General features: G+C 55.0%; 11 protein-coding genes and 1 pseudogene. 8 read left to right on the top strand and 4 right to left on the bottom strand.

From position 1 onward, the window contains the following. Positions 1–2: 2 nt before the first annotated feature. Together ASD00_RS15715 and ASD00_RS15710 are read right to left on the bottom strand one after the other, a co-directional pair. Positions 3–893 carry a sugar ABC transporter permease gene (locus ASD00_RS15715; protein WP_057207490.1) on the bottom strand — a complete coding sequence of 297 codons (891 nt, stop codon included), beginning with the start codon at positions 891–893 and terminating at the stop codon, positions 3–5. 61 nt (positions 894–954) lie between these two features. Beyond that, positions 955–2,262 (bottom strand): extracellular solute-binding protein, encoded by a 1,308-nt coding sequence (locus tag ASD00_RS15710; protein ID WP_057207489.1) that lies wholly within the window; start codon positions 2,260–2,262, stop codon positions 955–957. 194 nt (positions 2,263–2,456) lie between these two features. On the opposite strand from ASD00_RS15710, the gene ASD00_RS15705 reads away from it, so the two are divergent. Next, positions 2,457–3,611 carry an ROK family transcriptional regulator gene (locus tag ASD00_RS15705; RefSeq protein WP_057207488.1) on the top strand — a complete coding sequence of 385 codons (1,155 nt, stop codon included), beginning with the start codon at positions 2,457–2,459 and terminating at the stop codon, positions 3,609–3,611. A 1,527-nt stretch (positions 3,612–5,138) separates the two neighbouring features. Next, a complete protein-coding gene (locus ASD00_RS15700; protein ID WP_156585619.1) occupies positions 5,139–6,587 on the top strand; it encodes a hypothetical protein in 1,449 nt (482 codons plus the stop codon). Positions 6,588–7,179: 592 nt separating this feature from the next. Here ASD00_RS15700 and ASD00_RS15695 read toward each other — a convergent pair. Then, a complete protein-coding gene (locus ASD00_RS15695) occupies positions 7,180–7,677 on the bottom strand; it encodes a hypothetical protein (protein ID WP_057207486.1) in 498 nt (165 codons plus the stop codon). A 944-nt stretch (positions 7,678–8,621) separates the two neighbouring features. Further along, on the bottom strand, positions 8,622–9,812 hold the full coding sequence (locus tag ASD00_RS40060; RefSeq protein ID WP_156585617.1) for a hypothetical protein: 1,191 nt from the start codon (positions 9,810–9,812) through the stop codon (positions 8,622–8,624). Between the two features lie 1,128 nt (positions 9,813–10,940). Between ASD00_RS40060 and ASD00_RS15680 the strand changes: the two genes are divergently transcribed. From ASD00_RS15680 to ASD00_RS15655, 6 genes and pseudogenes are all read left to right on the top strand, one after another. After that, positions 10,941–13,856, top strand: a complete 2,916-nt coding sequence (locus ASD00_RS15680) for a winged helix-turn-helix domain-containing protein (RefSeq protein ID WP_057207483.1) — start codon at positions 10,941–10,943, stop codon at positions 13,854–13,856. A 163-nt stretch (positions 13,857–14,019) separates the two neighbouring features. Continuing rightward, positions 14,020–14,856, top strand: a complete 837-nt coding sequence (locus ASD00_RS15675) for a hypothetical protein (protein WP_057207482.1) — start codon at positions 14,020–14,022, stop codon at positions 14,854–14,856. Next, positions 14,853–15,119 carry an aromatic ring-opening dioxygenase LigA gene (locus ASD00_RS15670; RefSeq protein ID WP_057207481.1) on the top strand — a complete coding sequence of 89 codons (267 nt, stop codon included), beginning with the start codon at positions 14,853–14,855 and terminating at the stop codon, positions 15,117–15,119. The genes ASD00_RS15675 and ASD00_RS15670 overlap by 4 nt, the downstream gene beginning before the upstream one ends. Before the next feature lie 120 nt (positions 15,120–15,239). Continuing rightward, positions 15,240–16,523: an MFS transporter gene (locus ASD00_RS15665; RefSeq protein WP_057207480.1), complete on the top strand. Its 1,284-nt coding sequence runs from the start codon at positions 15,240–15,242 to the stop codon at positions 16,521–16,523. A gap of 32 nt (positions 16,524–16,555) precedes the next feature. Then, entirely contained in the window at positions 16,556–17,371 is an 816-nt protein-coding gene (locus tag ASD00_RS15660) for an SDR family oxidoreductase (protein WP_057207479.1), read from the top strand. Between the two features lie 135 nt (positions 17,372–17,506). After that, positions 17,507–18,751: pseudogene (locus ASD00_RS15655) on the top strand (malic enzyme-like NAD(P)-binding protein); the annotation flags it as partial. Positions 18,752–18,790: the final 39 nt, after the last annotated feature.

Below are 18,790 nucleotides of genomic sequence, written 5' to 3'. Positions count from 1 at the left end.
CCTTACCGCTCGTAGTTGATGCGCCGACCGAGCAGCGCGAACTGCAGAGCTGCGACGAGAATGAAGAAGACCATGAGGATCGCGGTCTGGGTGGAGGCGCCCGACAGATCGTAGCTAGCGAAACCGTCAAGATAGATCTTGTAGACGAGCAGCGTCGTGGCGCCGCCTGGACCGCCCTTGGTGATCGTGTCGATCAGCGCAAAGGCGGAGGTGACGCTTTCGGTGAACTCCAGCACCAGCGTCAGGAAGAGCTGCGGCATGATGAGGGGAAGTTGGAGGTCGAAGATGCGGCGCCAAGGCCCCGCGCCATCCATCGCCGCCGCCTGAACGAGGGTGTGCGGAACGGCGCGGAGACCGGCCAGCAGGATCACGAAATTGAACGGAATATTGCCCCATATATGAGCCACGATGAGCGTCACATAGGCGTCGAAACTATCGAAGCCCGGATTCCAGGTGCCGGGAAACAGCGTGTTGAGTGGGGTTAAAACGCCGACGAAAGGGTTGAAGATGAAGGAGAAGACGAGACCTATGGAGGCACCGGCGATCCCCTTCGGCCAGACGAGGATATTTCTGGCGGGCAGCGACATGCGGATCTTGCGATCGGCGGCTATCGCAAGAATCAGCGGTATAAGGACGGCGAGCGACGAGGCGGTCGCCATGAAGATCAGCGTGCGCCAGCTTGCCTTCCAGAACTCGGGATCGGAGAACACTCGGGCAAAGTTGTCCCAGCCGACGAATTCCGAGCCACCGCCAAACGGGCGCTCAAGAAAGAACGACCAGTAGAAGGCCTGGAAAACCGGCGCGTAGAAAAAGAGGAAAACAAGCACCAGGAGCGGCGCCACGAAGAGCAGCGGCAGCCATCGATGGCGGAACATGGTGGATTCAAGAAACATGACAAACCCCGAGCTATGGAGCGATGTGGGCGAGTATTCGCGCCCACATCATGACGTCTGATCAGGGTAGTTCTACGCCATTGTAGGTCTGCTGGAAGCGGCGCAACAACTCATCGCCGCGCTGCTTGGCGTTGTCGAGAGCAACCTGCATTGTCTGCTGACCCGCGAATGCCTTCTGGGTTTCCTCCGTCCACACTTGTCGGAACTGTATATAGGAGCCGAGCCGGATACCACGCGTATCCGGTGTTGCCGGCTCGCTCATCGACTTGATGCCGATTGCTGCCGTGGCATATCTGGGAGACTTCGCATCCGGGCTCTTCGCGATAGCGTTAAGCACATCATTCGTCACCGGCACGTAACCAGTCGCGGCCGAGAAGGCCATTTGCTGCTCCGGCGTGCGGAGAAAGTTCAGGAACGCCTTAGCACCTTCGATCTCATTCTTGCCGTGGCCTTTCATGACATAGATCGATGCGCCGCCGACGAATGTGTTGTGGCGCTCGTGGCCCTTGTACATCGGCGCCATGCCGACCGTGATTTCGTATTTACCTTCGAATGCCTTGGTGAAGGTGGAATACGACCCGGACGACGCTTCGATCATCGCGCACTCCCCGGATGAGAAAGCAGCGACCAGATTGCCGCCTTTGGTGTCCGGGTTTAGACGAACAAGGCCTTCGTTGCGCCATTCGACGAGGTTCGCGAGATGCTTGGCCGCAAAGGTCGTGTTGAACACGTATTCGGCATCTAGGCCGTCATAGCCATTAGCCTTGCTTGCAATCGGCAGGCCGTGGCGGGCCGAGAACTGTTCGAAGACTATCCAGGGTTCGGCGTTGGTCACGAATGGGCATGTGTTGCCGGCGGCTTTCAGCTTCCGCGCCGCTTCAATCACTTCCTCCCATGTTTCCGGAGTCTTCGGGACGCCGGCCTTATCCAGCTCGGTCTTGTTTGTGTAAAACAGCAGCGTTGACGCGTTATAGGGCTGGGCGAAAAGCTTGCCCATCGCCGTTTCGTAATAGGCGCGTGCGCCGGCAATATAGCTCTCCCACTTCACCTCGGGCAGTTCATCCTGCACTGGCACCACGGCGTCGGACAACATCATGTCGAGCGTGCCGGCGTCGAGGACCTGCAGAAGGACCGGGGCGTGCTTGGCGCGATATGCGGCGATGGCCTTCTGCATCAGAACTTCGTAGCTGCCCTGTCCCACGCAGGTCACTTTGTGTTCGCTCTGGGCGGCATTGAAGGCGTCGCACTGCGCCCTGATGGCGGTTTCGACTGGGCCGGTGTTGCCGTACCAGAATTCGATATTAGCGGAACGCGCGGAACCCGCGCCGGCGAGAAGAACGGCCGTCGCCGCCAGAATTGAGAATTTCATAGTGCCCTCCATTTCAGACATCGCCGAGCCCTCCGCAGCGTTAAGTGGCGACGTCTTAGTTACTCATGTAGAGTAACAATAATATGACGGACTGCAAGCCCTTGAAGCTGAAAAAAATCGACGCTACAAAGCCGGTCGTTTGTTGAGTGCGGCGTAGCTTACCCTTCCATGGTAAGTTGGAGAGGACAAGCGACATGGCATATTCACCTTATGCGTTAATCCCTCCGCGCTTTTTCCGGGCGACCGATGACGCGGTCGCTTCTCAAAATGAGCGCGCTCTGCTTCGAGTGATCTGGCGGAACCCAGGAGTCTCGCGAACGGAACTTACCGGCCTCACTGATCTTGCCCAGCAGACGATCCACCGGCTGCTCGATCAGTTGGCCGAGCGCGGTATCGTCAGTCTTGGCTCGCCAAAGCCGGGTCTTGGAAAGGGGCAGCCAAGCCCGATCCTGACGTTGGAGGGTCGCCATGCATGGACATGCGGCATGTCCGTCAACACCGACGTGATCGATGTCTGCCTCATGGACTTCGCGGGCCAGGTGCTGGCCGAAGCGAATGTGCAACTTCGCGAGAAGACTGTGGCTCAGGCGCTCGTGCGCGTCCTGGACTGGATGCATGAGCAGCAGGAGAAATTGGCGCTTTCGGATGAAAGGTTTTTCGGGGTAGGCCTCGGCATTGCAGGATTTCATGTGAGCGGCACAACCTTCAATGCGTCGCTTCCCTTGCACGAATGGTCGCTGATAGAGCTCGGTCCACTCCTGACAAGCTACTTTGACAGGCCCGTCTGGGCGCTGAACGGCGGAAAGACCGGTACGATCGCGGAGGCAATGTTCGGTATGGGCCGCTATATCAAGGACTTTGCCTATCTCAGCTTCAACTACGGATTTGGCGGCGGCCTGATCTGCGACGGGGAATTGCTGCATGGCGGCAACGGCAATGCGGGAGAATTCTCGCAAATGTACGAGGACGAGGAAGTCAACCGGAGGCCTGCTCTGCAGATCATTCTGGAAAAGCTGAGATCCCACGGTGTGGATGTGCCGTCGATCACCTTTCTGAGAAAACACTTCGATCCGAAATGGCCCGGAGTTACCGAGTGGCTGGATGAAGTTACCCCGGCTTATAATCGCCTGGTGAACGCAATCTGGGCCGTCTACGATCCGAAGGCGATTGTCTTCGGCGGACAAATTCCACCGACACTGGCTCAATTGATGATCGAACGTACGCAGCTGTTCGGAAAGCCTCGCTATGGGGTCTGGCGGGCCAGTCCCAAGCTTATAGTGTCTGAAGTAAAACCTGACGCCGCGGCAATGGGAGCTGCGGCTACGCCGCTCAAATTGACCTTTTTCTAATCTGACCCTGGGTCATGGTGACGATGGGATCCCCTGAAACGCTCTAAGCGCCTTGGTTAGTCCTAAGATCTCAAAGAGCCTTCCAGAACGCCTCTGGCGCCGTTGCACCGTCCCCAGCCACATCGAAAAGTGCTGGATTCCGCATCTCTCCGCGTACATTGAGCGCCCGTTCATGCTGGTTACGCTGCGGGCGTCAACTGAGGCTCAATGCCATGACCGCATAAGGGGCCTTATAGCTCGAGGCATTCCGTGGCAATCTGATGCTTCCTGAGGCTCTGAACAAAGGACGTTCCGAGGATCGGCCGCTGGGGAATGGACCGACAGGCCATACCAGCTCATCGAAGCCGCTGACTGTTACCATTCGCGTCATTTGGACGATGCGGGGGTCTGTTTCAACCCTTAACCCATTTTATTTTGTTCCTGATGACCCGGCGAGGGGACGCCATCCTGAGTGCGAATGGCATGGATTCCAACTGGACTTCAATCCACCCGGAGCGCTGTGTCGATGTCCGGAAGTTAACACGCGGCGATGGAATCCAACGTGTCCGCGTTCACGAGTACGCTGTTAGAACTATGCTTGGGCCGTCGCTGGACGACGCGGCACGGCTGGACGAGGCGGCACGGCGAGGCGGCACGGCAGGATATATAGGGGTGTAATTGTCGCCGTTTTCGGGTTTACTGAAGGGGCTTTCGCCTCGTGACAGGACATCATTTATACAAATACAATCTGTACGGGAAGGGCGGGGAACTTGTCTGGCGGATTTCTCCCTGGCTAATGAAGTAATGGCTATTCGTATTCTTCGCAAAAGGTGTGGAAGTTGAAATTGGAGCGGCCTGAACGTTTCCCTGAAACCGGGAGAGAACCGCGCTGAATCAAACTTGTTTGGATTACGAAGAGGATAGTCTTCGCAAGGAGTCAGTCCCGAAATGAATGAGGTCAGTGGGACATCCGAGTTAAGGGCAGGGAGGCACTCGAGCTGCATCCAACCCTGCCGCTGCAGGCTCGCGGGTGCCCGATCAGAAGAGCTTTGTTAGTCATAGAATACAAGGTCTGGTGCTGGCTTGATGATGACGACTGCGTCCCCTCCTGGGAAGCGGACCAATGATGACAGGGATCATATGGCACGTGCCGCGGCGGTGAGACCGGAGCGCTGACATTCCGACGAGCCAGACAAAAAATCAGCCTGTGCTTCCACCTATGGGCTTGGCGTGAGGCGAACTGGAAAAGATCTGCGGGATTTTTTCGGTCGGCGAATGGTGTTACGCCACGTCTGAAGTGTTACCGTTGGGGGAGACCTGTACCTGGCCGGAATGAGCAGCTCGCGCACTGATGGCTGCGATGCTGACGCGGCCTTGCTCAGACACAAATATCTGACGCCGCGACGATAATTTTTTATTGAGAAACGGTCAGGCCAAAACAAATCTCGAACGATCCTTTCCTGCCCTTTGGTTTCAAGAAAACAGTTCTTCACCACGAAACTTCTTCCCGGCCTGAACATGTCTCCAGCCGAGACCTGCGAGATTGGGGTGGCAACAAACTCCCCCGGTTTTGCGGCACGTGTTTTCCAGTCGTTCTGGCGCGTTGGCAACTTCCGGAAGGACAACTTTCTTACCAACGACAGAGATTTTGTCCCGAGATCGGAAGCGCTCAGGAATGAGGTGTGCTCGCACCTTGCTGAGTGTCGCGACGAGACCAGCCCAATCGCCTTGCTTCCCGCATCTGCCCAGGCAATCATCGTCGAGGAAAGTCGACGCGCTGAGGCAAAATTTTTTTTGAAAGGAGGCTTCCCGATCAGCGTGAAGGTGCCTGTCGGTATCTTTCTCGCCCTTTGTTTTGGATTTCCGATCTACATCGCTTTTCGGCAGTCGCAATGGTCTTTTGCTCTCGGTTCCATCACCTCCGCACCCCGTTCCGCTGAGCTGATCATCCTCTACTCTCGGTACGCCCACAGCGGTCTTGAGTTGATGTTGACCTTCTTTGAGAACCGCCTCTGGATGAACATGCCGCCGGGGATTATATTCTCCACGACGGAAAACAGGCAGGTAGCCTCTGTTAAAAAGGAGCTTTGGTTCCTGGCGGTGGCAGCGATCTTCAGCGCAACCCTGCTTTTAAGTGGTGTTCTCCTGAGGACTTGGTTGTGGCAATGCAAGTTGCAAAGACTGAACAAACTCATCTGCAACTTGACTGAAGATCAGCGAGCCGCTCTGCGAAATTACTATCGGACACTCGACAATAGTACCCAGTCCCTCCTCGCGATGAAAGAGGAGCGCGGCCCGGACGATTCCCGCGGACCCCAACAGAAGGGTGCAAGCGTTCCCACCGCGGAGATGATGGACATTGGCGTGCTGCATTTGCGCCGCATCCAGGAGGTAATTGCGGTCTTCGTCCCCGAAGCTGAAACCTGTGGCCTCTATGCCGCGCGCGACAAGTACAAGTACTACAGCCTACTCATTTTCGCGTTTATACTCACCGTGGGTCTGAACTACGATCAGTTCATGGTGATTGTCGACGCAATCGGCAAATACATCTGGACCTGGATTAAGGTCAGAAGAGGCGTTCAAAACACCGATATCTCTCCCACCTCTCTCGGTCGTACGGTCTCGGTCATCTTCATCGAAACAATTCCGTCACTGATCCTGATTGGTCTTATACTCCGCGTCAGCGGAGGAACCATTCTGGATGCCTGGCAAGCCCGAATGTCAATTGGAATCGTGCTCGGTATTGCCAAGACGTTTCTTGTCGATCATGTCCTGGCCCTATTCTTTTGGGTCGGACGCTGGCTGCTCTGGCTTGGGCGCAGACTGGGTGCCTTGGTAGTCGCGCTTCATTTGCGCGCGGTGGCGCGCTATTTGCGCCACTGGTTTCATCAAGCGGCGATTGTACTAGGCATCGAAAAGATGCTCGCTTTTTTTTCTCCGTATTTCACCCCGCTTGGCCCCTGGCTCCTGAAGGGTGTTTTTGCGATATTGGGCTAGTCGCAAAATGAGAAAAGTGAAGGACAATAGTCCTCTCGGGCGCAAAGGCCGTTCTCCAGAACGGAGCACCATCAGTTCTGATGGAACATGGATGCAGTCTGCGCAACCGCTGGCATTCATGAAACGAGGAGTTCAACACCCCTACGACCGGCTTTCAACAACCGCCGGAATGGACCCGGATCGCTTTTGAAAAGGAACAGTGCATTTTGACATAAAACAGCAAAACATACAAAATGCCTTATGGCTTTGATCAGTAAACACATAGATAGGCAAAAATCTAACTGATGTCTCTCCTTACCTGCCTCCCCGTCTTTGCTCGTGATCGTGTCAAGACCCGGATGCCTTTTTTGCAGTTTGGCTGAACAACCGAACATCGACGTTGCGGCTGTCTGGTCAACGAACCGTAGACCCACGTGTTCACACGATTGCTGATGGGCAATGCGGCCGGATGGTACATTTATGCGGACAAATTTACAGATGAGTAACAGATTGATATTTTAAGCAGACGGCGAACAAAACGATAGTAAGATAGCTAAACAAATGACTTTCTCCAGTGTGCCGCTCTCCTCCACACAAAATCGATGACGAATGATTAGCGGCGTACCCCAGAACGGCGGCCTCGACGGCCACCGTTGTGATTGCCCTGCCTGCTTGGTTGCTGGCGGGTCTGGGCTGCAGCCTTATTCTGCGCATGGCGCTTGGGTTGCTGAGCAGATGTCCTTTCAAGGATCGCGGCCATGATCTCATCGTAGATGCCCGCGTCTTTGGCGGCTTCCCGGAGCGCGCGGGCGCCTGAACGCTTGTCCGATTTTTCCACCTGTTGCATTTTGACAGGCAAACCAAATCGGACCAAAGCCCAGAGGAAGAATTTTTCGTCTTTCTTGCCCTTGAACTGATAGAAATGGCAATCTGGTGCCTTGGAGATTTTGATTGCCCCCTTCTTCTCGGCCATAACCTGGTACGGCTTGAAGCGGATCTGGTAGATCGGATCCGTCGTAAGTTCATCCGCCCGCTGTCGATGAATTTCATCCCGTTCGGTTTGCGACAACTCGCTGAAGGACTTCTCCTCCGCGTTTTCGTCGTCGTTCACGTCTTCTTCGTCCTCCTCCTCACTCTCGTCCCGTGGGGTTGGCGCAGTTGCGTGGGGCGGAGGCCTGGTGGTGCTGCCAGCGGTCGCGGCCGACTGAGTGGGTTTGACAGGGGTATCCGGCATGTTTCGATTGGTGTGGTGAATTGAAGGTATTTGGGAAAGAGATGTAGGCAGCAGGCAGGCGATCCTGTTTGGTGAATTGTGTTTGTGGTGGGTGACCTGGTGAGACGAAAGGCGGGTGGAACGCTGTTTTATAGACCGTAGCCTGGTTCTTGGGACGGCCTGATGTTTCTCCGTCCACTGCGCGATCATTTCGAAGGATGACGTGGCCTTCCTTTTTTGGGCCTGAAAATGAGGCTGTGTTCAGACTATTGGCTCAGCACTAAACAGGTTGCGTCGGGAGCGCCACTTCCGGGCATTTAAGGTTAGCGTATTTCTACCGAGGTCAGCCGACGACAACGCGAGACGTGGCACACTCTGATTGGGCGAAGAGATTGTCTGATTGTGCGCCTGTCTAGGTTATCGCTCACAAATTTGCGTAGCATACCGAAATTTGTGGCTTGAGAATTGGGGCCGGAGACACTCAAAGGCACTGTGAAGAGCTGGCAGAGACATCGCGCCGCAAGCTCCCAACCAATGGAAAAAACTCAATTTTGGCTTTGCCGGATCAAACCTCCGCACGGCGCGCAGCGTCGCAAAGGCCTCGATAACTACATCCGAGTATCGATTCAGCTTTAGTACATTCACAATTTACGTGCACAGATTTGTTCGGTTTTTCAAAAGGGTGATAAAATTGAAGGCTGGTTGCAGCCTGTTGGAAACTGATGGACTATCTTTGTTGAAAAGATACCTATTTTCAAGAAGTAAACCATTGCAACGCGAGAGCGTTGCTTCCGTCAAACGTTCATTCAAGCGATACCCCAATTCAGCAGTGTGATCTGCCCTTAGTAGTCTTCCATATCTGGAGAGCAGTAGGTTTCGTTGCCGAGCGAGAATGCGGCGCCGTTGACGTCGTCGCAAACGAGGATATCAACTCCAAGCCTGAAGTGATTGGAAGGCACGGCAGCCTGAAGGAAGTAGTACGGGGCTGGCTTGTCGAGGTCCAGCTTTGTCAGCACATCCGGGTTATGGAAGCCAGAGAGGTAGTGCTCGCCGTTTTCCGACCAGGAGGGGCGTGCTGAGGGCGACACAACAGGAAGGTGCGGGTAATGTTCTTTAACGAGCAACTGAAGTTTTTCCTCAGCCTTGTCCTGTATGAACGGTGCAAGATCCGGGTGTGTCGTGATCTTGCGCCCCTTAAAATGAGCCAGGTTGTCATTCACATAGTCGAGGGCTGCGCCGTTGCGGGGAATATGGAAGCCCTTAACCTGAAGACCCGCCTCTACGTATGACTTCATCCACAACCAATTTGCCTCCACGAGCTTGTCCACGGTCATGTCCGCCGGACGAATGCCCGCGACGATTGCCAATGCATGAGGGTGGGGGCTGGGGACCAATTTGACCGTCTCCTTCCAGTCAGGGGCGGGATTGTTTTGCTCGACGCGCTCGATGAAGTATTGCGCAGGCCTCCACAAATCGAATGGCAGGATTTGCACATAGTGCTTTTCCTTTTCCTTGGGGGGCAGATGGCTGATGTATGCGGCAACCACAGGAGGATCACGATCGCGACAGTCATCGAGCAGCGACTGTCCAAAGTTGCGGTTGAGGAGATCTCTGACATCGCGCAAAGAAGCGACGTATTGGCCGGTGCGTTGGTATTTTCCTGTACGTTTGCCAGCCACTATTTCATAGGCAACATACTCCAGTTGCTCGCGGGACAGGGAAGAGAGGTCGGTCTCTTCAATCACACCCCGGACCGTGAGCCAGCCGATCAGATCCTTGTCGTGAAACCAGTAAAGGTTCTTGCGACCGTCGACGCTCGAGTCACCCTCGCTGCACTGCAGGCCAAAGTCATAGGCCTGTTGGAAAGCGAGGACAGAGCATTCAGGCGCGATCTTTCCATCGGCGGTTACGCCGGGGAGCCCCCGATGGGCGATGATGCCTTTCTGGCCTGGCTGCCAGTTGTCGAGGGTAACTGCGCCCGCCTTCCTAAGGACATCGCGCACGCTTCCCTGGTTGGTAGGGACATCGAGCACGTCAAGCTCCTCATAGCCCCGGATGGTGGGGCGCCTGAAGGCGTTGAGGGGAAGCGCTCCGGTGGAGACCATGTTGGAGCAGCTAAAAGCGATGGTGGTAGAAAGATTTGTGTTGGTTGCTTGTCTACCGGGTGATGAGAGTGTTGTGACGACAAAACAATGCTGCAGGCCAAAGAGGGTATTTATCCTTCGAGGGCGAGCTGTTCGAACAAAAGTTCCTGTCCAGTTGGATGTGCGGGAAAGTGGATCAGGTGAGGTGACGTGGCATGCTTGGAAGTGTCGCACGGCATGGTACGAGTAACCCGAGACCACGTCAATACTGGACACGCGTTCTTGGTTCGCCCCCTGTGCGCCACAATTGAGATTGTGGGGACTTCCTTCCGAAGATCGGCGCTTTGCCCCAATATTTCTGCATACATCGTTCGATTTCAGAAGAATAGATCAGCTGAGGTGCTGTGAGTCAGAGGCGTTCCGCGGGGCTGTACGAGAGTGCCAAACGCGGGAAGAATGGCTGCACCCTCTTGTTTGGGTTGGGTGACCAATTACGCGTTTAGCTTGCAGAACTGCATGTGACCTCAATCATGCAGATGGCGCGATCAGGTGACGTGATTAGGTTTCGGGGCGGGGCGGGGCGGGGCAGGATATATTATTGTGTAATAGAAATATAAGTGTTCATTGCGTTTCTTCGTAAATTCACGAAATCAGATTTCCGACGATTTAGTAGGACATGCGTAAACCTGTAGGTTCGTGTGTATCTGCGTATGTTGGTACGTTCAGAGTATTTGCTCTCAGGCTTCTTGGAGATTGGTCAAATGAGGCCAGCGAGATAAGGTGAAGGGTATAATCGTTTTCAATGCGATCATGAGCACCCACTATTGCTGGTGGCGAACAATCCCCCAAATCGCCCGTTTGCAGTTTCCTCAACCCATTGAACCTGCTTGGTTGCAACCGCCTGATCCGCAAATACCATCACCTGCGCGTCCGCCGTTCTCGTCTGCATAGCGACGTTATATTTGGCCATTTCGTCATATTGCTGTTCGATCTGCGTCCCGTGGATAGAGCTGCAAGGATACAGAGGCGCTCGCCAAAAGCTGGTCTGAGAAGTATGATGAAAGCCTGAATCGGATAGTGGCTAGCTATCTGCCGTACCAACTCGCGAAGGAGGGATTACCTATAGCCTCAATGCCCTTCTCTCATACTCAAGTCTTCGACCGAGATGACGACGGCGCAGATTTTGGTCAGTACAGGATCTTTCCGCGCCTGCGCATTCTTATGCGCAACGGTATCAAGGTTGAGATTGGCCCGCGAGCATTCGACATTTTATGGCTTTTGGTAAGGGCGAACGGCGAGCTTGTTACAAAAGACTATCTCCTCGAAACGGTCTGGTCTGGTGCTGTCGTCGAAGAAAATAACCTTCAAGCACAAATGTCGGCGATAAGACGCGCTCTGGGTTCGGATCGTGATATGATCAGGACCGAGTTTGGTCTTGGATATCGGCTTGTCTGGAAACAGAAACACCCCGCCGCCGCCTCCGAGTCCGCGCTTTTCAAGCCCGCAGCGCCAGGGCTTCCTATTCCACTGACGCCACTGCTCGGCCGCGACACCGAGCTGCTGGAATTTGGCGAATTGTTCAATAAGTCTCGCCTTCTAACAGTTGTTGGTTCTGGCGGCGTTGGAAAGACCAGATTTGCACTTGAGTTTGCTCAACGCCTAACGGATCTACATCGACATGATGTGCGGTTGGCGGAAATGGCGAAAATCTCCGACGCCCAACTCGTTGAGCCGTCACTCGCTAACGCGCTCCTGATCCCTAGTCTTGACCCGAACCATGTCAGGCAGGCCTTTAGTGGCTGCAATGCAAGCCAGATCATGTTGATAGTCGACAACTGCGAACACTTGTCCGATGCGGTCGCCGAAGCAATCGAAGCGCTTCTGACAAATGCCCCGCAGATCAAGGTATTGACGACTAGCCAGGAGCCATTGAGCGTCAGTGGGGAGCAGGTTTATCGGCTTGGTCCACTCGCTGTGCCCCCAAAAAATATCACCGACCTTAAAACTGCTCTGAAATTTCCCGCATTTGAGCTCTTTGTGGAACGGGCGTCGGCCAACACGCAGACAATCGAAATCGACGTCGAGTTAGCCAACGAAATTTGCCATCGCCTCGACGGGTTGCCGCTGGCCTTGGAGTTGGCTGCAGCACGCGTCTCAACAATTGGCCTGAGCGGAGTTTTGGAAGCGTTGAATGATCGGTTCAACCTGCTAACTGCCGGCCGAAAAACTGCTCTTGCCAAGCACAGAACCCTCCGGGCGACGGTTGATTGGAGCTATCATCTGCTTGATCCCGAAGAAAAGCTGATCCTTAGACGCATATCGGTGTTTTCCTCTCCCTTTGATGTCGGCGGCGTCCGTGCAGTGGCCACGCCGGAGAACAGCGATCCATGGTATGCGATCGATATCCTTGGGCGGCTGGTTAGCAAGTCCCTGTTGCTGCTCGATCTGAGCCAGACCAAACCCCAATACCGATTTCTCGAATCCATTCGATTCTACGCGTTGGAAAAGCTGGCGGAAGATGCAGACCTGATACACGTCATGGAAAGATATGCGGCTCACATCCTGATGGCGGCTCGCCGTGCAAACGAAGATTGGAAGACGCTTTCGACGGACGAGTGGCGATCAACCCACGCTGGCATCATCGATGACGTCCGCGGTGCGCTTGACTGGTCGTATTCCCTAAATGGCGACGTGCAAACTGGAACCAGTATCTTGGCATGTGCGACTCCATACTGGGTGCAATTATCGCTTCACAACGAATGCAGAGAGCGGATTTCGGGCGCGCTGAAGCGGCTTGCTGATTCTTTGGCGCCGCGTGAGGAGATGGCCCTGCAAGCCGCCTTGGGAACCGCGCTGAGCTGGGCTGTTGGACCGGTTCCAGAGGCAGATGGCGCATGGCAAAGAGCCCTTTATCTGGCGCAGACACACGGAGCCTCTGAGATCGAGCTTCAGGCGAGGTATGGTCTGTGGCTTGTCAGTCTAAGATCCGGTCGATTTCAGGCTTCGCTGGATCATTCGCGAGAAATGCTACGGTGTTCACTCGATGCCGGTGATCCCGAGGCGGCGGCGGTTGCGGAGCGAACTGCCGGCGTGTCGCAACATTTCCTAGGCAACCACAATCTTGCGCGTGAGCTTATCGAACGGAGTGTACGTTGGTTTCAGCTGAACTTGCCCCCTCAACGGTTTCGGTTTGGGCTCGACCAGAGTATTGCCGGGAAGTCGTTTCTCGCACGTACGCTGTGGGTGTTAGGACGCGTCGAAGAGGCGAAAGATCTTGCTGGTCGCGCGGTGTCGGAAGCAATGAAACTCGACCATGCCAATACGCTATGCTGTGCACTGGCAGAAGGGGACTGTACCGTTTACGGCCTTGAGGGCGACGTCGAGGCGGTTCGACGTTCAGTTGCTGCTCTTCGGCATGCCGCCCGCCGGCATGGTTTAGGATTTTGGGACACCTACGCTAGTGTATTCGATACTTGGGTGTCTATGGAAAGCGGCGAAGTAGTTCCCTCAATTGAGCTTTCATCCGTAGTCGTAGCGGTAGTCAGAGCGGGATTTCATCCGAAATACACCAACCTGTTCAGTGACGCGCTTCTCGCCATACAGCGGAATGCCTGGGATAAATCTTCGCTTTTGCCGATAGCAAGTATCCTTACTGGAGAATTGGGTACCGAGCCGTGCTGGGCGGACGTGGAATTTCGCCGCGCTGCATTCCAACTGGCTGACGTACGGTCGGCGACGGATATTGACCTCTGGGACGAGTTGGAGAAAGCACGCAATCAGAACGCCTTGTCATGGGCGCTCAAGATCGGCATCGATCTTGCAACTCGTGACGCACCCGGTGCCTCTTCCCAGAAAGCGATCCGTGTCCTTGCCGAACTTATCAAAGAATTTCCCAATCATCCGGGTGGCAGATATGTCGACGTCGCACGCTCGATCTGCGGCATTTCTAGTTTGAGTCATCAAAGTCAGGCAGGTAAAGCGCCGACCGGATAGCTATCGGTCGGTTGAGCTCTCTCAGCCTCACGCTCGATTTACATTTTCAGACGTCTGAAATTCCTCGCCAAAGTCTCTGACCGGGCCGTGCACTAAGGTCCCAAGTCACAGAAGCGGTTTCAGCGGCCAGACCCAAGCCGCGCTACAGAGGAGGAGTAAGGCTTTGGCTGAACTTGTCGCGGTTTATGCCGTCCCACACACACCGAGCTTTGTCGCCGACGCCCAGCTCAACGGGGAAAAGTCAGAGGCGGTGCGCTATTTTGCGGAAATTCGCAACCATCTCGAGGCCGCCAAGCCGGATGTTATTGTTACGGTCAACAATGATCACTTCAACACGTTCTTCTTTGACAATTGGCCAACGTTTGCAATCGGCACTGCTGAGGCGACTGCTGGGCCGAACGATCAAACCCCGGGGATGCCATGGTACGAGATCAAGATCGAATCAGTAGCGGCAAAGCATCTCTTCTTGGCTCTGTTGGAATCTGGCTTTGACTTCGCCTCGACGATCGACTTTCAGATCGATCACGGCGCACTCGTTCCATTGCATTTTCTAACACCAGATATGCAAGTGCCAATCGTGCCCATCTTTGTAAATTGTGTCGTGCCGCCGCTACCTGCCGCGCAACGTTGCTTTGCCTTGGGCCGGGCGCTAGCCGACGCAATCCGCTCCTGGAAGAGCGAGGCGCGGGTCGCAATTGTCGCAAGCGGGTCTCTCAGCCTGGAAATTGGTGGGCCAAGAGTCGAAATCGACAAGACTTTCGGCGTTCCCGATCCGGAATGGGCACGCTGGGCTCTCAAGGAGATCAAATCCGGTCGCTACGATGAAATTATCTCACGGGCGAGTGAGGCGCGCATGTTGCAAGCAGGCAATGTTGCTGGTGAACTCCTGAACTGGATCATCGCGCTCGGGACAATCGAACCGTCCGCTCCGGCGATCCTCAAAGACCAGCCGCAGCTGGGCAACGCCTTCGCCGCTTGGGACGTGAGGAGTGCGCGATGAATATTTATCTCATTCACAGCCTCTGCCGTCGCGTTCTTCATGACAAGGAGTTTCGCAATCTTATCCTAGCATCGCCGGAGGCTGCCTTACAGACGATGCCTTTCACCGAAGAAGAGCGGGACGCGCTGTTATCGGGCGACGTCGGCCGCTTGAATCGCTTGGGTGCATCCGGCTTCCTGCTGCTGATCCTGGCTCGGTTCGAGGTATTTGGTTTGGCACTGCCGATTTTCAATCGTCGGATGCGCACCGGGAAACCGGAATAATAACCTCGGTTCAACTTCGGGGGAATTTTCAAGTAATAGCCAGGCGGATGGAAGCAGCCTTCTCGCGGAGGGGTCGCTGGAGGGAATCCCGTCGTCTGTAAGCTCAACAGGGAGGATGAAATGAGCGAAGGTAAAGTTCAAGAGATAGGTCCCATCCAACGACGAACGCTCGGCAGCAGTTTTATCGGCTGGATGTTCGACGGATTTGAAACCAGCACATTGATTTTGGTTGGCGGTGTTGCCGCGATGTCGCTGCTTGTCAATCCGACACCCGACGAAGTCAGAGTCGCCGTCGGTACCGCGATCGGCGCCACTCTTTTGGGGTGGGCACTCGGCGGTACGATCGGAAGCATCATGGCAGATCGGATCGGCCGCAAGCTGATGCTGATGATATCGATCGCGGGCTACTCTGTGCTGACGGCACTGACCGCAATTAGCCCCACCTGGACGGTCCTGATTGCATTGCGCTTTCTTACGGGGGTGTTTTTGGGATCTGAGTGGAGCACCGGAACCGCACTGGTGGCCGAAACCTGGCCAGATCGCGCACGCGCTAAAGCGCTTGGAGTGATGCAGTCCGGCTATGGTTTCGGATTTTTTCTCGCCGCCGGTCTTTGGCTTTTTATCCAACCAAATCTTGGGCCGGAGGGATGGCGCTTGATGTTCCTCATTGGTGTGCTGCCCGCATTCATCCTCTTGTACATCCGCCGGAAGGTTCCGGAGTCGAAGGTTTGGTTGGAGGCAGTTAAAGAACCAGCGCCTAACGAAGCCAACTCCGTGAAACGGGAACCTCGCCTTACGATGCTGTTCGGCGACCCGGAAGGACTGAAGCGTGCAATTGCCACCTTGGTGATGGCAGCTGTAACCGTGTCTGTATTCTATGGGATATCCGCGCTTATCGGCCCTTACATCGGAGCCATTGCTGCAAAAGCGGGACTGACTGCAAATTCCTGGGCGGCCATTAGTGCGCTCGTGTACAACGGCGGCGCCATTGTCGGCTACATAAGCGCAGGCTTCATCGCCGATCGCATTGGTCGAAAGCCCTACATGTTTGTCATGTTTGGTGGTGCAATTTGCGCAGGCGTAATCCAAGCCTACGTGCCTGAAACGCTGACGTGGGCGTTGGTGTCGGTTTTCGTTCTCGGGATATTTACGCTTGGCGTCTTCTCCTGGATGCCGATCTACCTGCCTGAACTCTTCAAGACGAGAATTCGGTCAACGGCCTCCGGCATCGTCTTCAATCTCGCCCGGCTGGTCTCGTTCCCCTTGCCGATCATGACAGCTTTTCTGTTCTCGACCTTGGGGGGCTACCACATGACAGTCCTCTCGATGGTCCTTCTGTATGTCGTCGCGATTTTCGCGCTCTGGTTCCTGCCAGAAACACGCGGCAAGGCCCTTCCCAATTGATAACCCAAAATTTCTCAAAAAGGAGACGTAAAATGGACCTCGAAATCGAAGGTAAGGTAGCCATCGTAACCGGAGCAAGCGCCGGGATCGGCTTTGCCGTTGCGGAAGAACTTCTCACCAATGGTGCTCGTGTGCTGATCGTCGCGAGAGACGAGGGACGGCTGACGAACGCGGCAAACAAGCTTGCATTGGCCGCCGCTGGCCGATCCGGCGACGTGGTGGCCCTGGCCGCAGACGTCTCCAAGCCGGAATCAGCTCAGTTAATCGTCGATCGTGCTATCGAAGCGTTCGGCGGGCTCGACATCCTGGTCAACAACGCTGGGCGCGCTCATGCCGGCGGGCTCCTGACCTCAACGGATAAAGATTGGGAAGAGATGACTGGCGTCAAGCTGACCTCCATGAGGCGGCTTTGCAAGGCGGCGATTCCCCACATGCAGAAAAGGCGATGGGGTCGCATCGTCAATATGTCCTCCATCGGAGGCATCTACCCCAATCCGAAGCTTTTCGTCTCTCACGTTCTGAGCGCAGCCATTAACAACCTGACAAAATCGCTCGCGCTGGAGGTCGCAAAAGACGGAATTCTCGTGAACGCTATCGGAATTGGCGCGGTGGCAACCGACAACTGGGCGAATAACATGGTGCCTGCGGTCCGTCGCTCGCGTGCAGAATTTGCGGACCTGTCGGATGACGAAGTGATTGCTCGCATCTCCGCGGAATGCACTCCGGTCGGTCGAGCTGGCTCAGCCCGCGAAATCGCGGCCATTGCGGCGTTTCTGAGCTCCAACAGGAACGGTTTTGTGACCGGCGACACAGTCGAGGCGTCCGGCGGCGCCGACCGCTTCATGTAATTCCGCAGGTTTGGGGTCACCTGCCTGAGTTCTGATGGACGAGACGGCAGGTAACTCATTACGTCGTGCCTGGCTGAAGAGTAGCCGGACACGATGAAAGCCACTCGATAAACATCTAATCTTCGGAGTGCTGCCGTGGCCAAATTCAATGTCACTGCTGATGAAGCTCTTGCGTATCATCTCGGGCCCCGTCCTGGAAAATACCAGATTGTCGCTTCCAAGCCGTTGAGCACACCACGCGACTTGTCGCTGGCCTATAGCCCGGGCGTGGCCTACCCGGTTCAGGAAATCGCAAAATGCTCGGATGCTGCTTATGATTATACCGTCAAAGGAAACATGGTGGCTGTCATATCAAACGGTACGGCAATCCTAGGGCTCGGTAATCTCGGCGCTCTTGCTTCCAAGCCGGTGATGGAAGGTAAAGCTGCACTCTTCAAACTTTTCGCCGATATCAATGCTATCGACATAGAGCTCGATTCGGAGAAGGTCGACGACCTTGTAAGGGCCATCCATTTGATGCAGCCAACATTTGGAGGCATCAACCTTGAGGATATCAAAGCTCCTGAATGCTTCCAGATCGAGGAGCAACTAAAGGAGATATTGGATATCCCCGTTTTTCACGACGATCAGCATGGCACGGCCGTTATCTGTGCCGCCGGTTTGATAAATGCGCTGAATCTCGCCGGCAAGACAATCGAAACGGCAAAAATTGTGCTTAATGGCGCTGGTGCAGCTGGAATTGCATGCTTGAAGCTCTTGCATGTGATGGGTGCTTGCCCGGAAAATACTATCCTGTGTGATTCTCAGGGCACAGTATGGTCCGGTCGCGAAAATGGTATGAACCGCTGGAAGGCCGAACTCGCTGTCGATACCTCGGCAAGAACATTGGCTGAAGCGCTGGTCGGGGCCGACGTGTTCATTGGCGTATCTGTTAAAGGTGCCGTGACAAAACACATGGTCCGTTCCATGGCAAATGATCCGATTATCTTTGCCTTGGCGAATCCAGATCCCGAGATCACCCCAGAGGAAGCTCTTGAGGCCCGCAGCGATGCAATCGTCGCAACCGGGCGATCCGACTATCCCAATCAGGTGAACAACGTTCTCTGTTTCCCCTACATCTTTCGAGGCGCGCTCGATGCGAAAGCAAGAGAAATCAACGACCAGATGAAGATTGCGTGCGCTGTCGCTCTTGCTCACCTTGCTCGCGCCGTGGTGCCGGAAAGCGTCAAGCGCATTCACGGTAAAGATCTCTCGTTCGGTCGAGACTATATCATTCCGTCGCCATTCGATCCCCGGCTTTTGAGTGAGATTGCACCTGCGGTGGTAAGGGCAGCTATTGAAACTGGAGTTTCGCGGAATGCGATAGATCTTGACGGATATCAGAACGTGCTGAGGGTTCGCTTGGCGTCCAGCTCCAGC

It is taken from the genome of Ensifer sp. Root31, from assembly GCF_001424825.1.
Taxonomy (GTDB): Bacteria; Pseudomonadota; Alphaproteobacteria; order Rhizobiales; family Rhizobiaceae; genus Ensifer; species Ensifer canadensis.
This window is presented reverse-complemented; position numbering and strand designations above follow the sequence as displayed.

Excerpts from the sequence above, each read along its gene's own strand:
- ASD00_RS15670 (WP_057207481.1), top strand. The coding sequence starts at position 14,853 with ATGAATATTTATCTCATTCACAGCCTCTGCCGTCGCGTTCTTCATGAC.
- ASD00_RS15705 (WP_057207488.1), top strand. The coding sequence starts at position 2,457 with ATGGCATATTCACCTTATGCGTTAATCCCTCCGCGCTTTTTCCGGGCG.
- ASD00_RS15660 (WP_057207479.1), top strand. The coding sequence starts at position 16,556 with ATGGACCTCGAAATCGAAGGTAAGGTAGCCATCGTAACCGGAGCAAGC.
- ASD00_RS15710 (WP_057207489.1), bottom strand. The coding sequence starts at position 2,262 with ATGAAATTCTCAATTCTGGCGGCGACGGCCGTTCTTCTCGCCGGCGCG.
- ASD00_RS15665 (WP_057207480.1), top strand. The coding sequence starts at position 15,240 with ATGAGCGAAGGTAAAGTTCAAGAGATAGGTCCCATCCAACGACGAACG.
- ASD00_RS15715 (WP_057207490.1), bottom strand. The coding sequence starts at position 893 with ATGTTTCTTGAATCCACCATGTTCCGCCATCGATGGCTGCCGCTGCTC.